General features: G+C 71.0%; 19 protein-coding genes. 5 read left to right on the top strand and 14 right to left on the bottom strand.

Annotated features, from left to right (window positions below; genetic code table 11):
- Window positions 1-7: 7 nt before the first annotated feature.
- From ACFQO7_RS31435 to ACFQO7_RS31400, 8 genes are all read right to left on the bottom strand, one after another.
- Window positions 8-1,222 (bottom strand): MFS transporter, encoded by a 1,215-nt coding sequence (locus ACFQO7_RS31435; protein WP_376809791.1) that lies wholly within the window; start codon window positions 1,220-1,222, stop codon window positions 8-10.
- A complete protein-coding gene (locus ACFQO7_RS31430; RefSeq protein WP_376809790.1) occupies window positions 1,222-2,976 on the bottom strand; it encodes a carbamoyltransferase family protein in 1,755 nt (584 codons plus the stop codon). Before ACFQO7_RS31430 ends, ACFQO7_RS31435 begins: the two co-directional genes overlap by 1 nt.
- 65 nt (window positions 2,977-3,041) lie before the next feature.
- Window positions 3,042-4,400: an ATP-grasp domain-containing protein gene (locus ACFQO7_RS31425; protein WP_376809789.1), complete on the bottom strand. Its 1,359-nt coding sequence runs from the start codon at window positions 4,398-4,400 to the stop codon at window positions 3,042-3,044.
- A 29-nt stretch (window positions 4,401-4,429) separates the two neighbouring features.
- Window positions 4,430-5,401, bottom strand: a complete 972-nt coding sequence (locus ACFQO7_RS31420) for an ornithine carbamoyltransferase (RefSeq protein WP_376809788.1) — start codon at window positions 5,399-5,401, stop codon at window positions 4,430-4,432.
- Window positions 5,398-6,474, bottom strand: coding sequence for an ornithine cyclodeaminase (locus tag ACFQO7_RS31415; RefSeq protein WP_376809787.1), 1,077 nt, complete (start codon window positions 6,472-6,474; stop codon window positions 5,398-5,400). Before ACFQO7_RS31415 ends, ACFQO7_RS31420 begins: the two co-directional genes overlap by 4 nt.
- Before the next feature lie 2 nt (window positions 6,475-6,476).
- On the bottom strand, window positions 6,477-7,397 hold the full coding sequence (locus tag ACFQO7_RS31410) for a diiron oxygenase (protein ID WP_376809786.1): 921 nt from the start codon (window positions 7,395-7,397) through the stop codon (window positions 6,477-6,479).
- Window positions 7,394-8,386 (bottom strand): pyridoxal-phosphate dependent enzyme, encoded by a 993-nt coding sequence (locus ACFQO7_RS31405; RefSeq protein WP_376809785.1) that lies wholly within the window; start codon window positions 8,384-8,386, stop codon window positions 7,394-7,396. Before ACFQO7_RS31405 ends, ACFQO7_RS31410 begins: the two co-directional genes overlap by 4 nt.
- A 417-nt stretch (window positions 8,387-8,803) precedes the next feature.
- Window positions 8,804-9,889, bottom strand: coding sequence for an aldo/keto reductase (locus ACFQO7_RS31400; protein ID WP_376809784.1), 1,086 nt, complete (start codon window positions 9,887-9,889; stop codon window positions 8,804-8,806).
- Window positions 9,890-10,298: 409 nt separating this feature from the next.
- On the opposite strand from ACFQO7_RS31400, the gene ACFQO7_RS31395 reads away from it, so the two are divergent.
- On the top strand, window positions 10,299-12,986 hold the full coding sequence (locus ACFQO7_RS31395; RefSeq protein WP_376809783.1) for a transglycosylase domain-containing protein: 2,688 nt from the start codon (window positions 10,299-10,301) through the stop codon (window positions 12,984-12,986).
- A gap of 69 nt (window positions 12,987-13,055) precedes the next feature.
- Here the strand turns inward: ACFQO7_RS31395 and ACFQO7_RS31390 are convergent, their stop codons facing one another.
- The 4 genes from ACFQO7_RS31390 to ACFQO7_RS31375 form a co-directional block, all read right to left on the bottom strand.
- Entirely contained in the window at window positions 13,056-14,027 is a 972-nt protein-coding gene (locus ACFQO7_RS31390; RefSeq protein ID WP_376809782.1) for an aldo/keto reductase, read from the bottom strand.
- Window positions 14,008-14,388 (bottom strand): MerR family transcriptional regulator, encoded by a 381-nt coding sequence (locus tag ACFQO7_RS31385; protein WP_376809781.1) that lies wholly within the window; start codon window positions 14,386-14,388, stop codon window positions 14,008-14,010. The genes ACFQO7_RS31390 and ACFQO7_RS31385 overlap by 20 nt, the downstream gene beginning before the upstream one ends.
- 76 nt (window positions 14,389-14,464) lie before the next feature.
- The gene (locus ACFQO7_RS31380; protein WP_376809780.1) at window positions 14,465-14,677 is read right to left on the bottom strand and encodes a hypothetical protein; all 213 of its coding nucleotides are present in this window, start codon (window positions 14,675-14,677) and stop codon (window positions 14,465-14,467) included.
- Window positions 14,674-14,961 carry a hypothetical protein gene (locus ACFQO7_RS31375; RefSeq protein ID WP_376809779.1) on the bottom strand — a complete coding sequence of 96 codons (288 nt, stop codon included), beginning with the start codon at window positions 14,959-14,961 and terminating at the stop codon, window positions 14,674-14,676. The genes ACFQO7_RS31380 and ACFQO7_RS31375 overlap by 4 nt, the downstream gene beginning before the upstream one ends.
- Before the next feature lie 24 nt (window positions 14,962-14,985).
- Here ACFQO7_RS31375 and ACFQO7_RS31370 point away from each other — a divergent pair, with 24 nt between their 5' ends.
- From ACFQO7_RS31370 to ACFQO7_RS31355, 4 genes are all read left to right on the top strand, one after another.
- On the top strand, window positions 14,986-16,488 hold the full coding sequence (locus ACFQO7_RS31370; protein ID WP_376809778.1) for a helix-turn-helix domain-containing protein: 1,503 nt from the start codon (window positions 14,986-14,988) through the stop codon (window positions 16,486-16,488).
- Window positions 16,485-17,018 (top strand): flavoprotein, encoded by a 534-nt coding sequence (locus ACFQO7_RS31365; RefSeq protein WP_376809777.1) that lies wholly within the window; start codon window positions 16,485-16,487, stop codon window positions 17,016-17,018. The genes ACFQO7_RS31370 and ACFQO7_RS31365 overlap by 4 nt, the downstream gene beginning before the upstream one ends.
- 146 nt (window positions 17,019-17,164) lie before the next feature.
- The gene (locus ACFQO7_RS31360; protein WP_376809776.1) at window positions 17,165-17,902 is read left to right on the top strand and encodes a hypothetical protein; all 738 of its coding nucleotides are present in this window, start codon (window positions 17,165-17,167) and stop codon (window positions 17,900-17,902) included.
- Between the two features lie 103 nt (window positions 17,903-18,005).
- The gene (locus ACFQO7_RS31355) at window positions 18,006-18,752 is read left to right on the top strand and encodes an alpha/beta hydrolase (protein WP_376809775.1); all 747 of its coding nucleotides are present in this window, start codon (window positions 18,006-18,008) and stop codon (window positions 18,750-18,752) included.
- Between the two features lie 47 nt (window positions 18,753-18,799).
- Here ACFQO7_RS31355 and mmsB read toward each other — a convergent pair whose 3' ends face one another.
- Both mmsB and mmsA read right to left on the bottom strand, forming a co-directional pair.
- Window positions 18,800-20,071 (bottom strand): multiple monosaccharide ABC transporter permease, encoded by a 1,272-nt coding sequence (gene mmsB, locus ACFQO7_RS31350; protein WP_376809774.1) that lies wholly within the window; start codon window positions 20,069-20,071, stop codon window positions 18,800-18,802.
- Between the two features lie 4 nt (window positions 20,072-20,075).
- Entirely contained in the window at window positions 20,076-21,605 is a 1,530-nt protein-coding gene (gene mmsA / locus ACFQO7_RS31345) for a multiple monosaccharide ABC transporter ATP-binding protein (RefSeq protein ID WP_376809773.1), read from the bottom strand.
- Window positions 21,606-21,642: the final 37 nt, after the last annotated feature.

Below are 21,642 nucleotides of genomic sequence, written 5' to 3'. Positions count from 1 at the left end.
CCCGCGGTCATCGCGCCACCGGCTCCCCCACCGCGACCGGGACCCGGCGCTGCGCCCGTGCGCGGCGCAGATACAGCAGACCGGCCAGGAACGACAGCACCCCGGACAGCACGATCGCCGTCCGGTACGCCCCCTGGTCCATCAGCGTGCCGTAGGCCAGGGACGCGACGGCGCTGCCGACGAAGATGCCCATGCGCTGCACGCCGTTGACGAACGCGCGGACCCCGGTCGGGGCGAGCAGGTTCGCGGTGTGGTCGAGCACCGGCATCTGCGCGTAGTGGCTGCCCTGGCGCAGCAGGTACCAGAGCAGGAACAGCGCCGCGCCGGTCGCCGCCGCGCCCAGGCCCTGGAACAGCAGCGCCGCGCACATGCCCCAGCCCGCGACGCGGAACACCCCGCCGCGGCGCATCAGCGGGAACAGCACGAAGATGCCGACGACGCTGGCGACCCGGTCGGCGACCAGCACCCAGCCCAGCCACTGCTCGTCCAGGCCCAGGTGGTTGACCACCAGCAGCGGCACGAACCGGATCGCCAGCACCCCGGCCCCGCCGACCAGCCCGGCGAGCAGCAGCAGCTCGCCGAGCCGGGCGCCGTGCTCGCGCACCGCGTCGCGCAGCGCCGACAGGGTGCCGCCCGCCGGGGCGGACCGCACCGCGCCGCGCTGCCACATCATCGCCCGCGCGACGCCGATGAGCAGCGCCAGCGCCCCGGACAGCAGCAGCTCGGACCGGTAGTCACCGGACCCGCCGAGCGCGGCCAGCCCGACGCCGAGCAGGTTGCCCGCCGCCGACGCGGCCAGGAACGCCACGAACCCGTGCCGGAACAGGCTCAGCCGCCGCTGCTCGTCGGGCACCGACGCGCCCACCACCGCGTTCACGCTGACCAGCATCATCGCCGCCGCCACGCTGTTGACGGCGAACAGCAGCAGCTGGGCGGCGAACCGGTCGGACAGCGGCATGACCAGCATGGTCAGGCCGAAGCCGACGCTGCTGACCACCATCGACGGCTCCAGCCCGAACCGATCGGTGACCGCGCTCAGCGGCAGCACGACCACGGCCATCACGATGAAGCCGACGGAGAAGATCTGCCCGACCCCGGCCGGGCCGATCCCCACCTGCTGCAGGTGCAGCGCGTAGTACATGTCGAACAGGCTCGTCGCCAGGCCGAAGAACACCTGGCTGACGAGGAAGCCGCTGCTGATCCGGGCGTACGGTGCCGCCATCAGCGGGCCAGTGGCGAGCGGGCCGGGTGCGCGGCGGGCAGTTCCCGGCCGACCTTGGACACGAGCAGCCCGTCCAGGTACAGGTGGTCCATCTCGGTGCGCACGAAGGTGCACAGCGCGTGCAGCGGCGTCTCCACGATCGGCTCACCGGCGTCGTTGAACGACGTGTTGAGCACGATCGGCACCCCGGTCAGCGCCCCGAACTCGGCGATGACCTGGTGGTAGGCCGGATTGGCCTCCGCCGACACGGTCTGCAGCCGCGCGGTGCCGTCGACGTGCGTGACCGCGGGCAGCCCCTGCTGCGCGTGCCCGGCCACCTTCGGCACGAGCAGCATGAACGGGCTCTCCCCGGAGAAGTCGAACCACTTGCCCGCCTCCTCGGCCACCGCCGACGGGGCGTACGGGCGGAACGGCTCCCGGTGCTTGACCACGTTGTTGAGGTAGTCGCGCATCTCGGGGTGGCGCGGGTCGGCGAGCATGCTGCGGTGGCCCAGCGCCCGCGGCCCCATCTCCGAGCCGCCGTTGAACCAGCCGACGACCTGGTGGCCGGCCAGCAGCTCGGCGACGTCGCGCGGGCCCGCGTCGCGGCAGGCCAGCTCGACGCCGGTGTAGCCGGTGACGGTGGCCAGCGCCTCCAGCACCTCGGCGCGGGTGTACGCACGGCCGAACGACGCGTGCCGCATCGGCGCGGGCCGGGCCTGGCCCAGCAGCTCGATGCTGCCGTACAGGGCCGCGCCGATGGCCACGCCGGAGTCGCCCGCCGGGGCGGGGATGAACACGTCGGTGAACCCGGACTCGGCCCGCACCCGCTCGTTGGCCACCGAGTTCAGCAGCACCCCGCCCGCCAGGCACAGCCGGTCGAGCCCGGTGACCTCGCGGGCGTGGTTGGCCAGGTGCAGCATCGCCGTCTCCAGCTCGTCCTGGATCTTGCGGGCCACGTCCTTGGCGAACTGGGTCTGCCAGCGCAGCGGGTCGGCGGCGGAGAACTCGCTCCCCTCTTCGGCCAGCAGCCGCTGCCAGACGTCCTCCAGCGACTGCTGTGACACCTTGATGTCGAACCCGTCGAAGGCCAGCCAGTTGCCCCAGTCCGGCCGCGGCCGCCCGTACGGGGCCAGGCCCATCGTCTTGCCCGCCTCCGGGTAGCCGCCGCAGCCGAACACGCCCCAGTCGGGGGTGCCGTAGCGGGTGACGAAACCGAGCTTGACGGTGAAGAAGTCGTAGAACAGCCCCAGGCTCATGTCCGAGTAGTCCGACGGGTAGTCCACCGCCGCGACCCGGGTCAGCGTGCTGCCCTCACCCCGGAACAGGGTGTGCTTCTCGATCCGGCCGGTGCCCGGCCAGCGCGCGCCGGCCTGGTCGACGACGAGCACCGCGGCCTGCTCGAACCCGGACGGGTAGAACGCCACCGAGGCGTGGCCGAGGTGGTGGCCGGGCAGCGGCAGCTCCCGGATCTTCGACTTGTCGCGGATCGGCAGGTCCCGGCGGATGCGCCACACCGCGCCGTCGCCCAGCGGCCGATTGCCGACCACCAGGTCCAGGTCGTCGATGCCCACGTCGGCGGCGTCGAGGCAGTACGCCACCGACTTGATCGGGATCGTCTTGGTCAGGCGTTCGAAGTGGCCCTGGATGAGAAAGCCCTCCGAGTGCTTGATCCGGTCCAGGCGCTCCTCCTCGATCGCGACGACGATCTCGCCGTCGCGGACCAGGCATGCGGAGCGGTCGTGGCTCAGGTTCAACCCCAGCACGAGGGACATGCGTTACTCGCTTTCGGTCGGGTGCCGCCGCGGCGGCCGTGGTGCGCGGTCGGGGTGCGGGTCGGTCAGGCGTCAGCGGCGGCCCTGGTCATGGCCTCTTCGAGGCCGTCGAGGATGCGGTAGCAGTCGTCGCGCAGGGTCAGCGGGTCGGCGGCGCGGACCAGCAGCAGGCCCGCGTACGCCAGCACCCCGGTGTGCGGGTGGAACGCGGGCATGGGCGTGCCGAGCGGCTGGGACTGGCCGCGCACCAGCTCGACGGTGGTGCCGCCGGACACCAGCTCCTCCCAGGCGACCAGGTCGGGCCGGAACGGCGGCAGCGACGACCAGGGCTTGCCGGTCGAGTCGACGGCGATGACCGACAGCGACGCGGCCGCCCCGCGGGCGTCGGCGGGCAGCAGCAGCCGGTCGGGCACCGCGGGAGACTCGCCGAGCGCGGCCGCCAGCTGCAGCCCGATCAGGTCCACGCCGTACGCCTCGACCAGCTCGCGGGTGACCGCCGCGCCGCCGGCCCGCGCCGCGGACTCCAGCAGCCGCACGGTGCCGTCCGGCATCAGCTTGACCTCGGTGTGCGTGGCGCAGGTGTCCAGGCCCAGCGCGTCGACCGCTTGGCGGCACACGTCGGCGATGCGCTGCTGCAGCTCGGGGGCCAGCGTGCAGGGGGCGTGGTTGCTCAGCTCGACGAACACCGGCACGGTCGGCAGCCGGGCGGTCAGGCACACCGGGTGGTAGACCCCGCCCGCCACCAGGCCTTCGACGCTGAGGTAGTCGCCGTAGCCGGGCTGGTCGTACCAGCCGTCCACGCCGGACTGGATGATCTCCTCGACGAGGTAGCGCGGGCCGGTCCGGTCGCCGTGCTCGCTCATGCCGGAGCGGCGGGCCGCGGCGGTGGCGGCCTCGACCTCGCGCCACACCGCCGCGCCGTCCTCGCCGGGGCTGAGCATCGCCTGCCCGATGGAGCCCGCGCCCAGCGCCGACTTGACGATCACGTCGCCGCCGATCTCGGCGCGGGCCGCCTCCAGCTCCGCCAGCGAGTCCACCGGCCGGAACGCCGGGTTGGGCACGCCCGCCGCCTGCCAGGCCTGGCGCATCAGCACCTTGTCGCGTGAGCGGGCCGCGCCCTCCCCCGGACCCGGGATGCCCAGGCGCAGGCACGCCTGCGCGGTGGCGACGACGCAGAACTCGGAGAACGTCAGCACCCCGTCGCTGCGCAGCTCCGTGGCCACCCGGACGATCTCGTCGGGCAGGACCGCCGACGGGTCGGCGGGCACCACCCGGCGGCACAGCCGTTCGAGCAGCTCACGCTGCCACGGCTGGGGTTCGCCGATCAGCAGCACGTCCACCAGCGCCCGGCTCACCAGCCGGGGCAGCAGGAACTCCAGCGCCGGGCCGCCTTTGGCGTACACGAGCAGGACCGCGGGTTGCATCGCTCATCCGTCCTTTCGCCACGGCGCGGTCATCGCGCCGTCCAGCAGGTCTCCAGCACCGCCATGGCGCTGCACAGCTTCATCCGCGCCTGCTGCCAGGCCAGGCTGGCCGGGCCGTCGAGCACCGCGCCGGTGACCTCTTCGCCCCGGTGGGCGGGCAGGTCGTGCAGGAAACGGGCGGCCGGCCAGCGGCCCAGGAACGCTTCGTCCACGTGGTAGGGGCGGAACGTCTCGCGCCAGGCCGGGTCGGGTTTGCTGGTGCCGGTCGTCTGCCAGCGCGTGGTGTAGACGACGTCGACGTGTTCGGGCAGCTCGTCGGCCCGCTCGACCTGCCGGACCTGCGCGCCGTGGGCGGTCGCGTCGGCGACGGCGAGCGCGAGCTGCTCTTCGGGCAGGCCGTAGCCGGGCGGCACGTACAGCGAGAGCAACGCGCCCGGCACCCGGGCCAGCGCGTACGCCAGCGCGGAGGCGGAGTTGTTGCCCTCGCCCACGTACAGCACCGAGATCCCGCCGAGCGCGCCGAGGTGGGCGCGCATCGTGGCCAGGTCGCAGACGGCCTGGGTGGGGTGCTCCTCCCGGGCCATCGCGTTGACGATCGGCGGCGCGCCCCGGTCCAGCAGTCCGTCGAGTTCGGCCAGCGTACGGGTGCTGCGGATGACGACGCCGTCGAGCATGAGCCCGAGCACCCGCAGCGTGTCCTCGATGGTCTCGCCGGTCTGCAGCTGCAGCCCCGCCGCGTCGTAGGTGAGCAGCTTCGCGCCCAGGCGCAGCGCGCCGACGCTGAACGCGGTGCGGGTGCGGGTGGAGGTGCGCTCGAACAGCGTGGCGACCACCAGCCCCTCCAGCACCGGGGCGACGTCGGCGGGCGCGGCGGCGATGCCCACCGACCGCTCGACGAGCGCGTCGAGCTGCGCGGCGGTCAGCTGCCGCACGCTGAGCAGGCTGCGGCGGCGGTTGCGCGCGACGTCGACCAGCGCGACCGGAGGCTGCGTCGTGGTCACAGCGCCACCTCCGTGCCCAGGCCCAGTCCGGTCGCGGCGCGCCGGATCGCGTCGAGCAGCGCCACGTCCAGCACGCCCATGCCGAACGGGTTGATCACCGTGTACGACCCGGACGGCGGCGGCGCGGCAAGCACCGCCCCGGCGGCGAGCGCGCCGATGGTCGCGTCGATCGGGCGGCCGCCCGTCGAGCCCGGGGCGGTGACCAGGCCCTGCCGCATGAGCCGGCCGAGCGGACGGCGCGGGTTCTGCTCCACCAGCTCGACGTCGTCGACGTAGAGCCGCCCGGCCTGGAGCAGGGCTTCTGCGGTGAGGTCGGCCAGGGACACGTTGACCACCGCCGCGCCGGGCCTGATCCAGTCCGGCGGGAGGTAGCCGTCGTCGGCGGTGGTCGCGGTGAGCACGAGGTCCGCGTCGCGCAGCGCGGCGCGGGCGTCGGGCAGCACCGCCACCTCGACCTCGGGGCGGTGCCGCCGCACCCGCTCGGCCAGGGCGTCGGCGGCCGCCGGATCGGCGTCGTGCAGCGCGACCCGGCGCAGGCCGGGCAGCCGGTCGGCGAACAGGAACAGGTGGGTGCCGCCCTGCGTGCCGCAGCCGAGCACGGCCAGGCAGGTCGCGTCGGCGTGACCGGCCGCCTGCACCCCGACCAGCGACACCGCGGCGGTACGCACGGAACTGATCAGGCCGATCTCGATGATCGCGCTGATCCGGGCGGTCTGCGGGTCGAAGCACAGCCCGACGCCACCGGCCCGTTCCAGCCCCGCGGCGGGGTTCGACACGCTCGCGTTGATGATCTTCATGCCGTACGCGGCCGGCCCGCCGTCGCGCACGATGCCGCCGGGCATCGCGATCGAGCGGGTGTACGCCCCCTGGTCGTTGTCCCAGCGCAGGTAAGCCTCGGCGGGCAGCACGGTGCGGCCCGCGTGGTGCTCGACCAGCGCCTCCCGCACGATCGCCACCGGATCCAGCAGCTGCAGGCAGCGCGCCACCTCATCCCGGGAGATCAGCAGCACCGAGCCCGCGCCGCCCAGGCCGCGCAGCCCGGCGGCGAACCACGGCAGTTCCTCTGTGGACACGTTCAGATCAGTCCTTCCTGGGCGAACGCCTCGTCGGCGCCGGGCAGGTCGAGCACCCCGGCGGACCGGAACAACCGCACCGACTGCGCCGACTGCTCGCGGGCGGTCCGGCGGACGAGGTCGGGGGCGTAGACGTCGGCGAGCACGTCGCGCACCTGCGGCTCGGTCAGGCCCGCCGCGCGCAGGGTCGCGGCGACCGCGACCTGGTTCGGGCGCAGGCTCTGGGTGATCAGCCGGGGCAGGGCGGTCGCCATCTCGCGCCGGGTGCGCGGGTCGCAGCCGGTCCACAGCTCCCGGAAGAAGCGGGCGAAGTAGGCGTGGTGGCGGCCCTCGTCGCGGGCGTGGTCGCGGACCGTGGTGCGCACCAGGCCGACCAGGTCGGGATCGTTGGGCAGCTCGGCGAGCAGGCTCGTGATCAGCGTCTCGAACACCACGACCTGCAGCAGGTACGGCAGCGACCCGGCCTGCGGCAGGCACACTGCGGCGACGGCGTCGAGCTCGGTGATCACCGGCTCGAACGTGTACGGCAGCGCCGCGACGCCGGTGGCCGCCTCCAGCTGCCGCACCACGTCGAACGAGTACAGCGCATGGTACGCCTCGTCGCAGTAGATCTTGTACGCGTCCTCGCGCACGTCGCCGCCGAGCACGACGTCGGTGCGGCCGTTGGCGATCAGCTCCGTGGCCCGGTTGACCACCCGGGTCTCGAAGTGCGCGGTGAACGCGAAGTACTGGTAGGCGTGCCGCGCCACCAGCTGCTCGCGGGTCGTGGAGTCGAGCCCGGCGACCAGCGGATGCGCCAGATACGGGATCAGCCGCTCCGGGAAGAGCACCTTGCCGTCGTCGAGGTCGTCGCCGAGCACGCGGCGCGGATCGACCCGCACCCCGGCCCGCTCGTGCCAGTCGGCCAGCGGCGACTCGCTCACAGGGTCCCCCAGTCCACCGACTCGCAGACCGCGGCCGGCGGCGCCGGGTCGACCCCGTGCGCGCGCCGCCACGCGGCCGAGTACACGGTGCTCAGGTAGTTGCGGGCCCCGTCCGGGCACACGCACACGACGTCGTCGAGCCCGTCGCGTTCGATCAGCCGCAGCGCCGCCGACACCAGCGCCCCGGCGCTGGCCCCGACCCCGATGCCGCAGGACTCCAGCAGCCACAGGCACGCGGCGACCGCCTCGTCGGTGCCGACCCGCTCGGTGGGGCCGTCGAAGGCCGAGGCGAACTGCGACCGCTGGCTGGAGCCGATGCCGGGCAGCAGCCGCCGCCCCGGCACATGCCCGACGGCGTACGAGCCGTAGACGTCGACGCCGCGCACGTCCCAGCGGGTTGCCGCGGCGGCGTAACGGCGGATGCCGGCCAGCGTGCCCCCGGTGGACACCGCGACCAGCACCACGCTGTCGGCGGGCACCTGCGCGGCCAGCTCGGGCGCGGTGCCGTACTGGTGCGCGCGGGGGTTGGCGGGATTGTCGTACTGGTTGGTCCAGCACAGGGCCGGCTGCTCCGCGAGCAGCTCCCGCACCCGGCGCAGCCGGTTCATCAGGTAGCCGCCGCGGCCGTCCTCCTCGTCGACCAGCACCAGGGTCGCGTCGAGGCGGCGCAGTTCGTGCAGGGCCGCCGAGGGCACCCGCGGGTCGACGACCGCGGTGAAGCGCACGCGGTTGGCGCGGGCCAGGCTCGCCAGGGCCACCCCGAGGTTGCCGGAGGTCGACTCGACGATGCCGACGGCCGGGTCGAGCTTGTCCGCCACGGAGTCGTACAGGGCGACCGCCGTGCGGTCCTTCATGGACCCGCAGGGGTTGAAGGACTCCAGCTTCAGGCGCAGGGTGGCGGTCCGTCCGCCGATCCGCAGGCGCACCGCCACCAGGGGTGTGTTGCCCACCATCAGCGGGACGAAGCAGGTGCCCCGGGCGTGGCTCACCGGGCCGGCTCCCCGGCGGGTGCGGCTTCAGCGCGGACTTCCCGGAACGAGGGCATGGTTCGTTCGGACACGGCGCATCTCTTTCGGACCCTGGCTGCATCATGGCGTGGCGGATCGCCCGCGAGCCCCGTTGCGCGCAGTCGCTGGCCCGCTGAGGGCAGCAAGAAGGCACCCCTTTCGGCGATCGTGGCGACACGATCCGGCAGGGGCGAGGGAGCACAGCGTCAGTCGCGATGCCGCACCCGGTGGTGACCGGAGGTAATTCTTACGACACGCATCGACAGTGTCAACCATCCAAGGTCGTGATTTCCAGCCGAACACATGCAAGACTTCTGCATATCAGCAGTTCAGATCGGCCACGACAGTCCGAAATAGAGCGAACCGGCGCCGCCCGGCATGGGACGGCGCCGGCAGAGGTCAGGCGGCCGCGCCGTTCCAGACCGGCGGCGCGTACCCGGCCGGCTTGTCGCCGATGCCGAGACCCGGGCTCACGATCCAGGACTGGTACCGCGAGGTGAACATCGCGTAGGGCCCGCCCGGCTCCGGGGCTCCGGCCAGCTCCAGCCGGTCGCGCAGCTCGGCCGGGATGGTGAAGTCGAGCGCGGCCATGTTGGCGTCGAGCTGCTCGGCGCTGCTCGCCCCGATGATCACCGAGCCGACGGCGGGCTGGGTCGCCACCCAGTTGACCGCGACCTGGGCCATGCTGCGGCCGAGCTCGCCCGCAACCTGCTCCAGGGCCTCGATGACCGCCCAGTCGCGCTCGGCGACCGGTTGCCCCGCACCGCCGAGCCGCCCGTCGCCGGCCAGGCCGTCGGCGGTGCGCCGGTACTTGCCCGACAGCAGGCCGCCGCCGATCGGGCTCCAGGCGGTCAGCCCCATACCCAGCGACTGGGCCATGGCCGGATACTCGGCCTCGATCCCACGGTTGACCAGGGAGTACGGCAGCTGCAGGTTGATCATCGGGGTCAGCGCGTGGGCCTCAGCGAGGCTCTGGGCGCGGGCGGCGTACCAGGCGGGCACGTCGGACAGCCCCGCGTACCGGATCTTGCCGGCGCGCACCAGGTCGTCGAAGGTGCGCACCACCTCCTCCACCGGGGTGATCCGGTCCCACGTGTGCAGCAGGTAGAGGTCGAGGTAGTCGGTGCCGAGCCGTTTCAGCGACGCCTCCACGGCGCGCATGACGTGCTTGCGGCCGTTGCCCGCCGCGTTCGGGTCGGACGGGTCGACGGTGTTGGTGAACTTGCTGGTCAGCACCACCCGGTCCCGCACCCCGGCCGACGCGATCAAGCGCCCGAGGATGGTCTCGCTCTCGCCCGCGGTGTAGAAGTCCGCCGTGTCGATGAAGTTGCCGCCGCCGTCCAGGTAGCGCCGGAGGATCGGCTCGGCCTCGCTCTCGGTCTTGCCGTACGCGGCGTGGAAGCCGCCGGTGCCGAAGTTCATCGTGCCCAGCGCCAGCCTGCTCACCCGCAGCCCGGACCTGCCGAGCAGGTAGTAGTCGTTCACAGCTGCCGTCCCTGTTCGCTGATCGAAGTCCCGCGCTCCAGTATTGGACCGCTCGGTCCAACGTAGCGCCGGATAATTGGACCGTCAAGTCCAGATCTTGCGTTGTTGCAGGTCAGGGTCTGCTCGCCGGTTGCGGATACGCCACAGGGCCTCTTGCCCTTACGGCGCGCCGCCCACACCGTGGTGTCTTGCCGGACTTCACCCGATTTGTGAGGCAGGATGTCGGACGTGGAGTGGCCTTCGCACAGGTCGCCCTCGCCGCCCGTGAGAACGGTGTCACCCGGGGGGCTGAGCGGGGCGCCTGGCACCACGCGGCACATGCCGCGGGGAAGGCCCCACCGGGCGGTCCCCCGCCGCCCCTTCCCCTGTCCCTGCGCTCAGCACATCCCCGACCGGAAGGGTTGAATCGATGACCACGCCCCCGGCACCCGGCTCGGCCCGTGCCTCGGTGCCATCCGACGGCCCCAGCAAGCAACCCGGCCCCAGCCTCCGTCCCGACCGGCCCGGCCCCGGCGGCGACCGCGCCGGCCAAGGCCGCAGCAGCGGCGGCCACGGCCCCGCCCCGGCCGGCCCGGCGCCGCTGCGCCCCGGTGCCGGCCGCGCCCCTGTCCCGTCCGCCGCCGGTCGCGCGAGCCTCGGCGGCGTCACCGGCCGGGCCTCGGTCGGCGGCGCGAGCCGCACCCCCGTGCCGCCCACGGGCAAGGGCGGCGAGGGCCCGGACGGATCGAACACCGGCAAAGACACCGGACCTAAGGCGAAGGGCCGCCGCCGGAAGTGGCGCAGCATCGTGCTGGCCTCGGCCGCGGTCGTCGTCATGCTGGCCGGCGGAGGCCTGATCGGCGTCGCCTACCTCTACGACTCGGTCCCCGAACCCGCCGATTTCAGCGCCAACGAGAACACCTTCGTCTACTCCGCCGACGGCGAGCAGATCGCCAAGCTCGGCGGCGAGAACCGCGAGATCGTCCCCATGTCCCGGCTGTCCGACGAGGTGAAGGTCGCGCTCATCGCGGGCGAGGACAAGAACTTCTTCAATCACAGCGGCATCGACCTGTGGGGCATCGCGCGCGCCGCCTGGAACAACCTGACCGGCGGCGAGACCCAGGGCGCCTCCACGATCACCCAGCAGTACGCCCGCAACGCGGCCAAGGACCTGGAGGTCACCTACGCCCGCAAGCTGCGCGAGGCGGTGATGGCGCGGCGGCTGGAGGAGGAGCACTCCAAGGACGAGATCCTCGGCTTCTACGTGAACACCGTCTGGTTCGGCCGCGGCTCCAGCGGCGTCGGCGCGGCGGCGAAGGCCTACTTCAACAGGTCGGCCAGCCAGCTGACGGTCGAACAGGCGGCGGTGCTCGGCGCGGTGCTCAAGCAGCCCGAGCCCAACGACTACGACGGCACCAAGGGCTACGACCCGCACCTCAGCCCCGACGCCGCCCGCATCCGCTGGAACTACGTGCTCGACAACATGGTCGAGATGGGCCGGCTCGACCCGCAGAAGCGCGCGGCCATGGTGTATCCGGACAAGACGCTGCGCAAGTACTCCGCCCGGTCCGGCGAGACCGGCATCCAGGGCACCGGCACCGGCTTCGTGATCAACAAATACGTCGAGCGCGAGATGGCCGCCTGGGGCATCACGGACTGGCGCAACAAGGGCTACCGGATCACCACGACGATCAACTCCAAGGCGCAGAAGGCGCTGGAGGCGCAGCTCTACCGCACCTTCGAGTGGAAGGAGACCTGCAAGGGCAAGGGCGACGAGAAGGAGTGCACCAACGACGTCGTCAAGGCCGTCGATCACAAGGTCGACGGCGCGTACACCAAGATCAAGGGTTATCCCAAGAACGTGATCGCCGCCGGAGTGGCCATCGACCCGAAGAACGGCCGCATCCTGGCCTACTACGGCGGCGCGGACGGCACCGGCATCGACTACGCCGGAAAGATCAACGAGGGCACGATCTGGGAGGACGGCGGCCACCCGCCGGCGTCGTCGTTCAAGGTGTACACGCTGGCCGCCGCGATCGACGCGGGCATCTCACTCAAGTCCACCTGGGACCCGACGCCCATCGTCGCCACCGGCAAGAAGAAGAACTGCGACAAGTACAAGCTCTGCCCGTACGAGGTGGAGAACGCCGGCCGCGACGCCGGCAGCCTCAAGTGCAAGCGCAAGTGCACGCTGCAGGACGTCACCCGGCTCTCGCTCAACGTGCCGTTCTTCAAGATCGCCAAGAAGATCGAGCCGAAGAACGTCGTCGCCATGGCGCACGCCGCCGGCATCAACACCATGTGGGCCGTCAGCGACGGCAAGGCCCGCGACCTCACCAAACCGGAGACCGACACCAGCCGCGCCTCCTTCGACTACCAGGTCGGCTTCGGCCAGTATCCGATCACCGTGCTCGACCACGCCTCCGGCATGGCGACGTTCGCCAACCACGGCGTCTACAACAAGCCGCACGTCGTGCTCCGCGTCGAGAAGAAGGACGAGAACGGCAAATACCGGCTGGTCCCCAACACCGGCGAGGTGAGCAAGGCCGAGCGGCGCATCCGCCAGGAGGTCGCCGACGAGGTCACCGGCATGCTCAAGCAGCTGCCCAAGAGCTACTACCGGGGGCTCGCCGGCGGCCGCCAGGCCGCCGCAAAGACCGGCACCTGGGAGAGCAAGGTCCAGGACAAGGCCCACTCCAACGTCTGGACCGTCGGCTACACCCCGCAGATCGCCTCGGCCATCTGGGTCGGCAACGTCAAGAACGCCTCGGACCCGATCTACCGGCCCGCGGCGCTGGGCGGCGGCAACATCACCAGCGTCGGCCTGCCCGCCGAGATCTGGCAGGGCTTCATGAACCAGGCCCACGCCGACATGAAGCTCCCGCTGGAACCCCTGGCCAACGGCACCAACGGCAAGCTCGGCGAGTCCGAGGGGGTGGGCGACGGCGTCGAGCCGTCGAAGAAGCCGAAACCGGACGGCTGCAAACCGATGCCGCTGTGCCTCGCGGCCAGCCCGAGCGTGCCCGGCAACGCCAATCTGGTGCCGTCACCCTCGGCCGACGGACACGTACCAGGACACACGCCGCCCGGCCCGGAACCGTCCGCCACGGACGACTGACCAGCCCGGACCAGCCGCACCCACATGCACGGCAGGGGCCGTCGCGTCGCGCGACGGCCCCTGCGTCCGTCAATGGCCGACCATCGTCTGCGCGAACGCCGATAGCCGATGCCCAGCTGCGGGACCGAGCCCGCTCAGTGCCACGAGCTGCTCCGGGGTCAGCACGACGTCGGCGGCGTCGACGTTCTCGGCCAGGTGCGTGCGGCGGGTCGTGCCCGGGATGGCGTGCACGTCGTCGCCCTGCGCCAGCACCCACGCGATCGCCACCTGCGCCGGAGTGCACCCGGCCGCGCCCGCGATGTCCCGGATCCGGTCGACCAGCGCCAAGTTGTGATCGAGGTTGCCGTCCGCGAAGCGCGGGTGGTTCAGCCGATTGTCGCTGTCGGCCAGCCCCGCCGTGGACCGGATCGTGCCCGTGAGCAGGCCACGCCCGACCGGCGAGTACGCCACGATCCGGATGCCCAGCTCCCGGCACACCGGCAGCACCTCGTCCTCGATGTCGCGGCTGAACAGCGAGTACTCGATCTGCAGCGCGCTGATCGGGTGCACCGCGTGCGCGCGCCGGATCGTCTCCGCGCCGACCTCGGACAGCCCCAGGTGGCGTACCTTGCCCTGTGCTACCAGATCGGCCATCGCCGCGACGGTGTCCTCGATCGGGACCTCGGGGTTGCGCCGGTGCAGGTAGAACAGGTCGATCACGTCGACACCCAGGCGGTGCAGCGAGTTCTCGCAGGACTGCCGGGCCCAGCCGCGGCTGGAGTCGACCCGGGCAACGCCGCCGTCGCGGCGGATCGCGAACTTGGTGGCCAGGAAGACCCGGTCGCGGTTGCCGGGCAGGAACCGCGCCAGCAGCTCCTCGTTGCGGCCCTCGCCGTAGGACGCCGACGTGTCGAAGTGCGTCACGCCCAGCTCCAGCGCGCGGTGCAGGGTGGCCAGCGACTCGTCCTGGTCGGCCGGGCCGTAGTTGGTGCTCATGCCCATGCAGCCGAGGCCGAGCGCCGGGATGGCCGGGCCGGCCGGGTCAATCAGTCTGCTCTGCATCCAAGTACCCCCGATATCTGGTGATCTTCCGGTCGATGACGGCCAGGTCGCGTTCCAGCTCGCTGATCTGGCGCAGCACCGTCGTACGGTGCTGTTCCAGCAGCTCCAGGCGCTCGCGGCGGTTGTGCTTGCCCGCGCGGACCAGCTCGATGTAGCGGACCATCTCCCGCACCGGCATGCCGGTGGCGCGCATCTTGGTCAGCAGGTCGAGCCGCTCGACGTCGCGCAGCCGGTAGCGGCGGCGGCCCGCGTGGTCACGCGGGATCGGGTCCAGCAGCCCGACCTGCTCATACCAACGCAGGGTGTACGCCGTCAGCCCGGTCTTGGCCGCGACCTCGCCGACCGAGAACCCTTCCTCCATGCCGCCCAGCCTCCCAGTTGGAGCGCACTCGAAGTCAAGCCGCCCACGGCGACTGGTGCCGTCAAGGTTCCCCGGTTCAGAACCACGGCCCGGTTCGGGCATCGAGCGCCATGATCGCCTCGTCTTGCCACGCGGCGGCGACCAGGATTTCGACGGCGGCGAGACGGATGTCGCAGGGATACCTCGCGTGACAGTTGAGGCATCGCGAGCCGTTCGGGTAGTCGATGGCGCAGTGCGTTCGCACTGCGTGCGCAGCGGCCGCTTCGTCTGTCGGCTGCGGCTCGCTCATCGCCTTGTTCCCAGGCGTGCGAGCGCGCGGGCTGCCCCTGCGGTCATCAGCGGAGCCTCGAAGGCAGCCGCCTCGACGGAGCAGGTAAGGATCTTCGCCCGCTGCCGCCCGGCACGTACACGAGGCAGCGAGCAAAACGCGTCGAAGATCCGCCGCGCTGCCTCCGGCGTAGTCGCGGAGACAGCTTCCACGATCTTCTCCGGGTTGGCGTTCTCGTCCCGTCGTATGCCGTCTGGTAGAGGCTGCACGGTGGTCAGCATGATGGCGAAGGTGCTCTCGGTCATGAATTAGCGATCCCATCTGGTGGGGTGGCCAGGGCACGCGGCGTGCGCACGGGTGCGGTCGTCACGCCGCCGCGCGCCCTGCTGCCCGACGCCGCCGTCCCGATGACACCAGCGCCAGGCATGCCATCGATCGTGTCCGCAGGCGGCCCACTGGAACATCGCATCGACCGGGCGTATCTGCTGCGAGTCCATTGCGATGCAGGGCGAGACGGCGAACGATGGGACCCGATGGCTACCTCGGCGCGTCCCCCATCCGATCCGGCGGCCCGGCGTACGGCACTGATCCGTCGTCGTACTGCTCAAGGCCTGTCTCAGGAGCGCCTCGCAGAGCAACTCGGCGTGGACCGAACGACGATCGCTCGCTGGGAGTCTGGCACCAGCACGCCCCAACCGTGGCAACGCCCGAACCTCGCTCAGGCTCTTGGCGTTACCCTGGCGGAGTGCGACGCACTGCTCGTACTCGAACCACCGACCACGGCAGCGACTACTGTGCAGGCAGAGTCCTCGGGCCTGGGCGACGGTGACGAGATGGATCGCAGAGTCTTTCTGACCACGACAATGGCGAGCGCAGTCAGCGTTCCAAGTCGGCCTGGACTCATCGATGCGCTCCTTCAGCCGCCGCAAGCCGAGGCTCTGACGTTGAATCAGCTCAGCGCCGGCGTCCAAGAGGTGAAAACGGCTTACCAGGCATGCCGCTACGACGACGTGGCCGCCGTTCTCACGCGGCTGCTACCGGCCGTGCGGTCCTCCCTGGATCGCCTGGACAGCAGCCAGCTCGATGCCGGACATGCACTCGCAACGGACCTCTACCACGTGGCTGGGAGCGTCTTCCTCAAGCTCGGAGACCCCGCGATCGCTTTGCTCGCCGCTGAACGCAGCGGGCATCACGCCGCCAGGAGCGGCGATCCGATCGCCGAAGCGACCAGCGCACGTGTTCTGACCCATGCTCTGATGGCCAGCGGCCACAATACGAATGCCGTGGCGATCGGGACTGGCGCGGCCACCCGTCTCAAACGCGCCACCGGTCTCAGGGAAGACGATGCTCTTTCGGCATACGGCGCGCTCCTGCTCCGCTCCGCCGTTGCGGCCGGTCGGGCGCAGAACCGCGACACCGCCGAGGCGATCCTTGATGAGGCAAAGCGGGCAGGAGAAAAGCTCGGCCATGACGGTAACGACCGTTGGACCGGCTTCGGGCCAACCAACGTCCAGCAGCACCGAGTGCACCTCACGCTCGCCTTCGGTGATGCCGGCACAGCTGTCGAGATCGCCAGGCGGGTCCCGCTCGACAAGATCCCAATTGCCGAGCGTCGAGGCTCCCTATTCCTCGACGTCGCGAAGGCGTACGCGATGTGGGGTCGGCACGAGCAGGCCCTCAGCGCACTGCACGCTGCGCTGAAGGCCGCTCCGGGTGAAGTCACCGCACGGCCCGCGACTGCGCGGCTCATCGCGGACCTTGCCGCGCTGGCGCGTGGTCATACCCGGGCGCGTGTTGTCGAATTCGCCGGTCAGGCCGGTATCCGCCTGTGACAGGCAAACATCTCAATCTGATCCTCTGCGGCGCGGGACCAGCTGCCGACGCAGTCGTCCTGATCAGGCTCGCGCAGGAGCAATCATGGACGGTCACGGTCACGGCCACACAGGCGGCGCTGAGCTTCATCGACACCGCGGAGCTGGAACGGCTGTCCGGCAACCCGGTACGCACCGACTACGGAGTCGCACCGGGCACTGAGCGACAGGTGAGGCCGGTCAACGCCTTGATCATCGCTCCAGCCACTTACAACACGATCAACAAACTCGCTCTGGGTATCGCCGACACATACGTCCTCACATCTGTTGCTGAGATCGTCGGCCGACGAGTGCCCACCGTGATCGTTCCGTTCGTCAACGCCGCGCTCGCTGCGCGAAGGCCCTTCGTTTCCGCCGTCGAGAGCCTCAGGCAGGAAGGCATCGCCGTTGTCCTTGGCCAGGCGAGTTCATGGCTGCCCCATCAGCCTGGTACGGGACATTCGCAACAGACACGCTTCCCGTGGGAAGCCGCGTTGAAGCACCTCGACTGAGGCAGCGGCGCAGGCCACCACCCTCGCGGCTAGGTCTTTGCGAATCACGAAGGTGGTTCTCGGAAGGCACAATGGCGACTCGCCCATGATCAAGCGGGCCGCACTGAAGCCGATGCTCTGTGCCGGTCGCCAGTAGGGTTGGCGGCATGTTGGACGGTCACGACGCGCTGCACGCGCTATGCGGCGAGGACCGCGACCGCCGCCGAGGGTGGGAGTTCGTCCGCACACAGGCTGCTGCCTACGGCCGCCCCGTGGTCAAAGGCGACGGTGTCGACGCCGACCGGCTGCGGGCAGCCGAGGAGCGGCTCGGCGTCGCGCTGCCGGCCGCGCTGCGTGAGGCTCACCTGCTGTTCGGGCGGCGTACGGACCTGACCCGTGTACAGGACCGCCTGCTGGCACCCGGCCAGCTTCTGCGCGATGCCGAGGGCGTCCTGGTGTTCCGCATCGAGAACCAGCACTGCGCGTCGTGGGGTGTACCGGCCGAGGCCGTTGACCGCGATGATCCGCCGGTCCTGATGAGCACCGGCGGCCGCTGGCTGCCGTACGCCGATCGGTTGTCGATCGTGCTCGTCGAGATGGTGTTGTCGGAGGCGATGTTCTCCGCCGACGAAGCGAACTTCGACAGCCGGGGTGACCTGGACGACGCCGCGAGCGCGGCGCTGCGGGCGATGTTCGTACGCCTGCCGCTGCCGGACCTGCCGCTCTGGGCCGCGCCGGACGGGCCGCCCGTGCGCTGGTTCGCCGGTCCCGACGTGCTGCTGCGCGAGGACAGCGGCACCTGGCTGTGGGTCCACGGCCGCACCCCGGCAGCGGTGCAGGCTGTGCGGGACAGGCTGCCGGGCGATTGGCAGATGGTCCCGGACGACGAGGACCACGAGGACTGACCTCGATCGCGAGGCGCGCACTCATCCGCTCGCACCCTGCCTGTGCGCGCCGCGACGTGGCAGTATGGCGGGACCCGTCACACACCCGCCGCTGGGAGCACCCATGGACAACGCCATCGACCACGCTCCCCTGCACCATGACGGCGACAGCGGCATCGGGGTCGTGGTCTGCCACGGCTTCACCGGCTCGCCGCACAGCATGCGCCCCTGGGCCCGCCACCTGGCCGCGCAGGGCTGGTCGGTGCGGCTGCCGCTGCTGCCGGGCCACGGCACGAGCTGGCGCGACGCGAACCGCACCACCTGGCAGGACTGGTACACCGAGGTCGAACGCGCGGTCACCGACCTGCGCAAGCACTGCACGTCCGTGTACGCCGTCGGCCTGTCGATGGGCGGCACGCTCGCCCTGCGCCTGGCCCAGCAGCACCCTGACCTGGCCGGCATCGTGCTGGTGAACCCGGCCGTGACCATGCTGCGCTGGGACGCCAAGCTGCTGCCCGTGCTGGGCATGCTGGTGCCCTCGGTGCCCGCGATCGGCAACGACATCGCCAAGCCCGGCGTCGACGAGGGCGCCTACCCGCGCACACCGGTGCGTGCCGCGGCGTCGCTGCGCAGATTCCAGTCCGTCGTACGCGCGGACCTGCCCAAGGTCGCCCAGCCGGTGCTGCTCTACCACTCCGCCAACGATCACGTCGTGGAGCCCGTCAACAGCGAGATCGTGCTGAAGCACATCACGTCGGCGGATGTGCAGGAGGTCGTCCTGCAGGACAGCTACCACGTCGCGACGCTGGACCACGACGCGCCGCGCATCTTCGACGGCAGCGTCGCCTTCATCCAGCGCCTCAGCAGCTGACGCGTCGGGGCTGTCGCCGTACGGCGACAGCCCCCGACTCCCCCGTTTCAGCGAGCGGTTCCGGCGCGGCGCTTGGCGAAGACGTCGAACGCCACGGCGGCCAGCAGCACCAGGCCCTTGAACAGCATGACCCGCTCGCTCGGCGCGCCGATCAGGGACATCCCGTTGTTGATGACGCCCATGATGAGCCCGCCGGTGATCGCGCCGACGACCCGGCCGACGCCGCCCTGCACGGCCGCGCCGCCGATGAACGCCGCCGCGATGGCGTCGAGTTCGAAGCCGTTGCCCGCGGTGGGACCGGCCTGGTTGAGCCGTCCGGCGAAGACGATGCCCGCGATCGAGGCGAGCACGCCCATGTTGACGAACAGCCAGAACGTCACCGACTTGACCTTGATGCCGGACAGGGTGGCCGCGTTGAGGTTGCCGCCGATGGCGTAGATGTGGCGGCCGAACACGACCCGGTCGGTGAGCAGCGAGTACGCCAGGACCAGCGCGGCCAGCAGCACGAGCACCCAGGGCAGGTTCTTGAAGCGGGCCAGCTGCACGATGACGGTCATCACGACGACGGCGGCGATGGCAAGCTTGGTGACGAACAGCGCGGTCGGCTCGACGGCCTGGCCGTAGCGGACGCGGCCGGCGCGGCTGCGCCACTGGGTGACCACGATGCCGGCGATGAAGGCGACGCCGAGCAGCAGGGTGAGCAGGTCCGCGCCGCCGAGCGGGCCGAGGCCGATGTTGCCCAGGGTGGTCGGCATGAACCCGTTGGCGATGGTGCGGACCTCGTCGGGGAACGGGCCGATGCCCTGGTTGCCGAGCACGGTCAGGGTGAGCGCCCGGAACAGCAGCATGCCGGCCAGCGTCACGATGAACGCGGGGATGCCGAAGTACGCGACCCAGTAGCCCTGCCAGGCGCCGATCAGGCCGCCGCAGATCAGGGTGATCAGGATGGCGAGCGGCCACGGCACATCGTTGTTGACCATGAGTACGGCGGAGATCGCGCCGGTGACGGCGACGACCGAGCCGGCGGACAGGTCGATGTGCCCGGCGATGATGATCAGGATCATGCCGATGGCGAGGATCAGGATGTAGGAGTTCTGCACCACCAGGTTGGAGATGTTCTGCGGGGCGAGCAGGTCTCCGTCGGTGAGGAACGCGAACAGGGCGATGATCAGCGCGAACGCGATGTAGATGCCGTTCTGGCGCAGGTTGGCCGAGAAGAGCCGACCGCCGAATCGGTCCGGTGCCTTGGTCACCGCGAGCTCGCTCGCGGTCGCCGGCACTGCGGTGCTCGGGCCGGTCGTGGGGCCGACACTGGTCATGGGGTTACTGCTCCTTCACCTTGGTCATGAACTGCATGAGCCGCTCGGGGGTCGCCTGCTCGCGGGTGACCTGGCCGGTGATCCGGCCGGCGGACATCGCGTAGACGCGGTCGCAGACGCCGATCAGCTCAGGCAGTTCGGAGGAGATGACCAGCACGGCTTTGCCCTGGTCGGCCATGTGGTTGATGATCGAGTAGATCTCGTACTTCGCGCCGACGTCGATGCCGCGGGTGGGCTCGTCGAGGATGAGCACGTCGGCGTCGGTGAACAGCCACTTCGACAGCACGACCTTCTGCTGGTTGCCGCCGCTGAGCTTGCCGGTGACGGCCGCGACGTTCGGGGCCTTGATGTTCATGCCGGCCCGGAAGCCGTCGGCGACCCGGTACTCCTCGTTGTCGTGGATCCAGCCGCGGGTGGCCAGCTTGTTCAGCGCCGCCGCGGACACGTTGCGCTTGATGTCCTCGATCAGGTTGAGGCCGTAGCGTTTGCGGTCCTCGGTGGCGTACGCGATGCCGTGGCGGATCGCGTCGCCGACGGTCTTCAGGCGGATCTCCCGGCCGTCCTTGAAGATCCGACCGGAGATGCCGATGCCGTAGCTGCGGCCGAAGATGCTCATGGCCAGCTCGGTGCGGCCCGCGCCCATCAGCCCGGCCAGGCCGACGATCTCGCCGCGGCGCAGGCTGAGGTTCGCGCCCTGCACGACGACCCGCCCGTGCTGGGTGGGGCTGTGCACGGTCCAGTCCTCGATGCGCAGCACCTCCTCGCCGATGTTCGGCTCGTGCTCGGGGAAGCGGTGTTCGAGGTCGCGGCCGACCATGCCGGCGATGATGCGGTCCTCGGTGACGTCGGCGGACATGTCGAGGGTCTCGATGGTGCGCCCGTCGCGCAGGATCGTGGTGGTGTCGGCGATCTCCCGGATCTCGTTCAACTTGTGCGAGATGATCACGCAGGTGATGCCCTGGTCGCGTAGGCCGCGCAGCAGGTCGAGCAGGTGTGCGGAGTCCTCGTCGTTGAGCGCGGCGGTCGGCTCGTCGAGGATGAGCAGGCGCACCCGTTTGGACAGCGCCTTGGCGATCTCGGTCAGCTGCTGCTTGCCGACGCCGAGGTCCATCGCGAGCGTGGCCGGGTTCTCGTGCAGGCCGACGCGGTGCAGCAGTTCGGCGGCCTCGGCGTGGGTGCGGTTCCAGTTCACGACGCCGCCGGGGGCGCGCTCGTTGCCGAGGAAGATGTTCTCCGCGATCGACAGGTTCGGGCACAGCGCCAGCTCCTGGTGGATGATCACGATGCCGAGGCGTTCGCTGTCGCGGATGGTGCCGAACCGGCAGGCCTCGCCGTCGAGGGTGATCTCACCGCTGTAGTCGCCGTGCGGGTGGACCCCGGACAGGACCTTCATCAGGGTGGACTTGCCCGCGCCGTTCTCTCCGCAGATCGCGTGGATCTCCCCGCGGCGGACCGTGAGGTTGACGTCGTCGAGGGCGGTGACCCCCGGGAACGTCTTGGTGATGTGACGCATCTGCAGGATCACGTCGGTCAAGGTCGTCCTCCTCCGGTCGATGGGACGCCCGCCCGGC

This window comes from Catellatospora aurea (genome assembly GCF_042663325.1).
In the GTDB taxonomy this organism is placed as follows: domain Bacteria; phylum Actinomycetota; class Actinomycetes; order Mycobacteriales; family Micromonosporaceae; genus Catellatospora; species Catellatospora aurea.
This window is presented reverse-complemented; position numbering and strand designations above follow the sequence as displayed.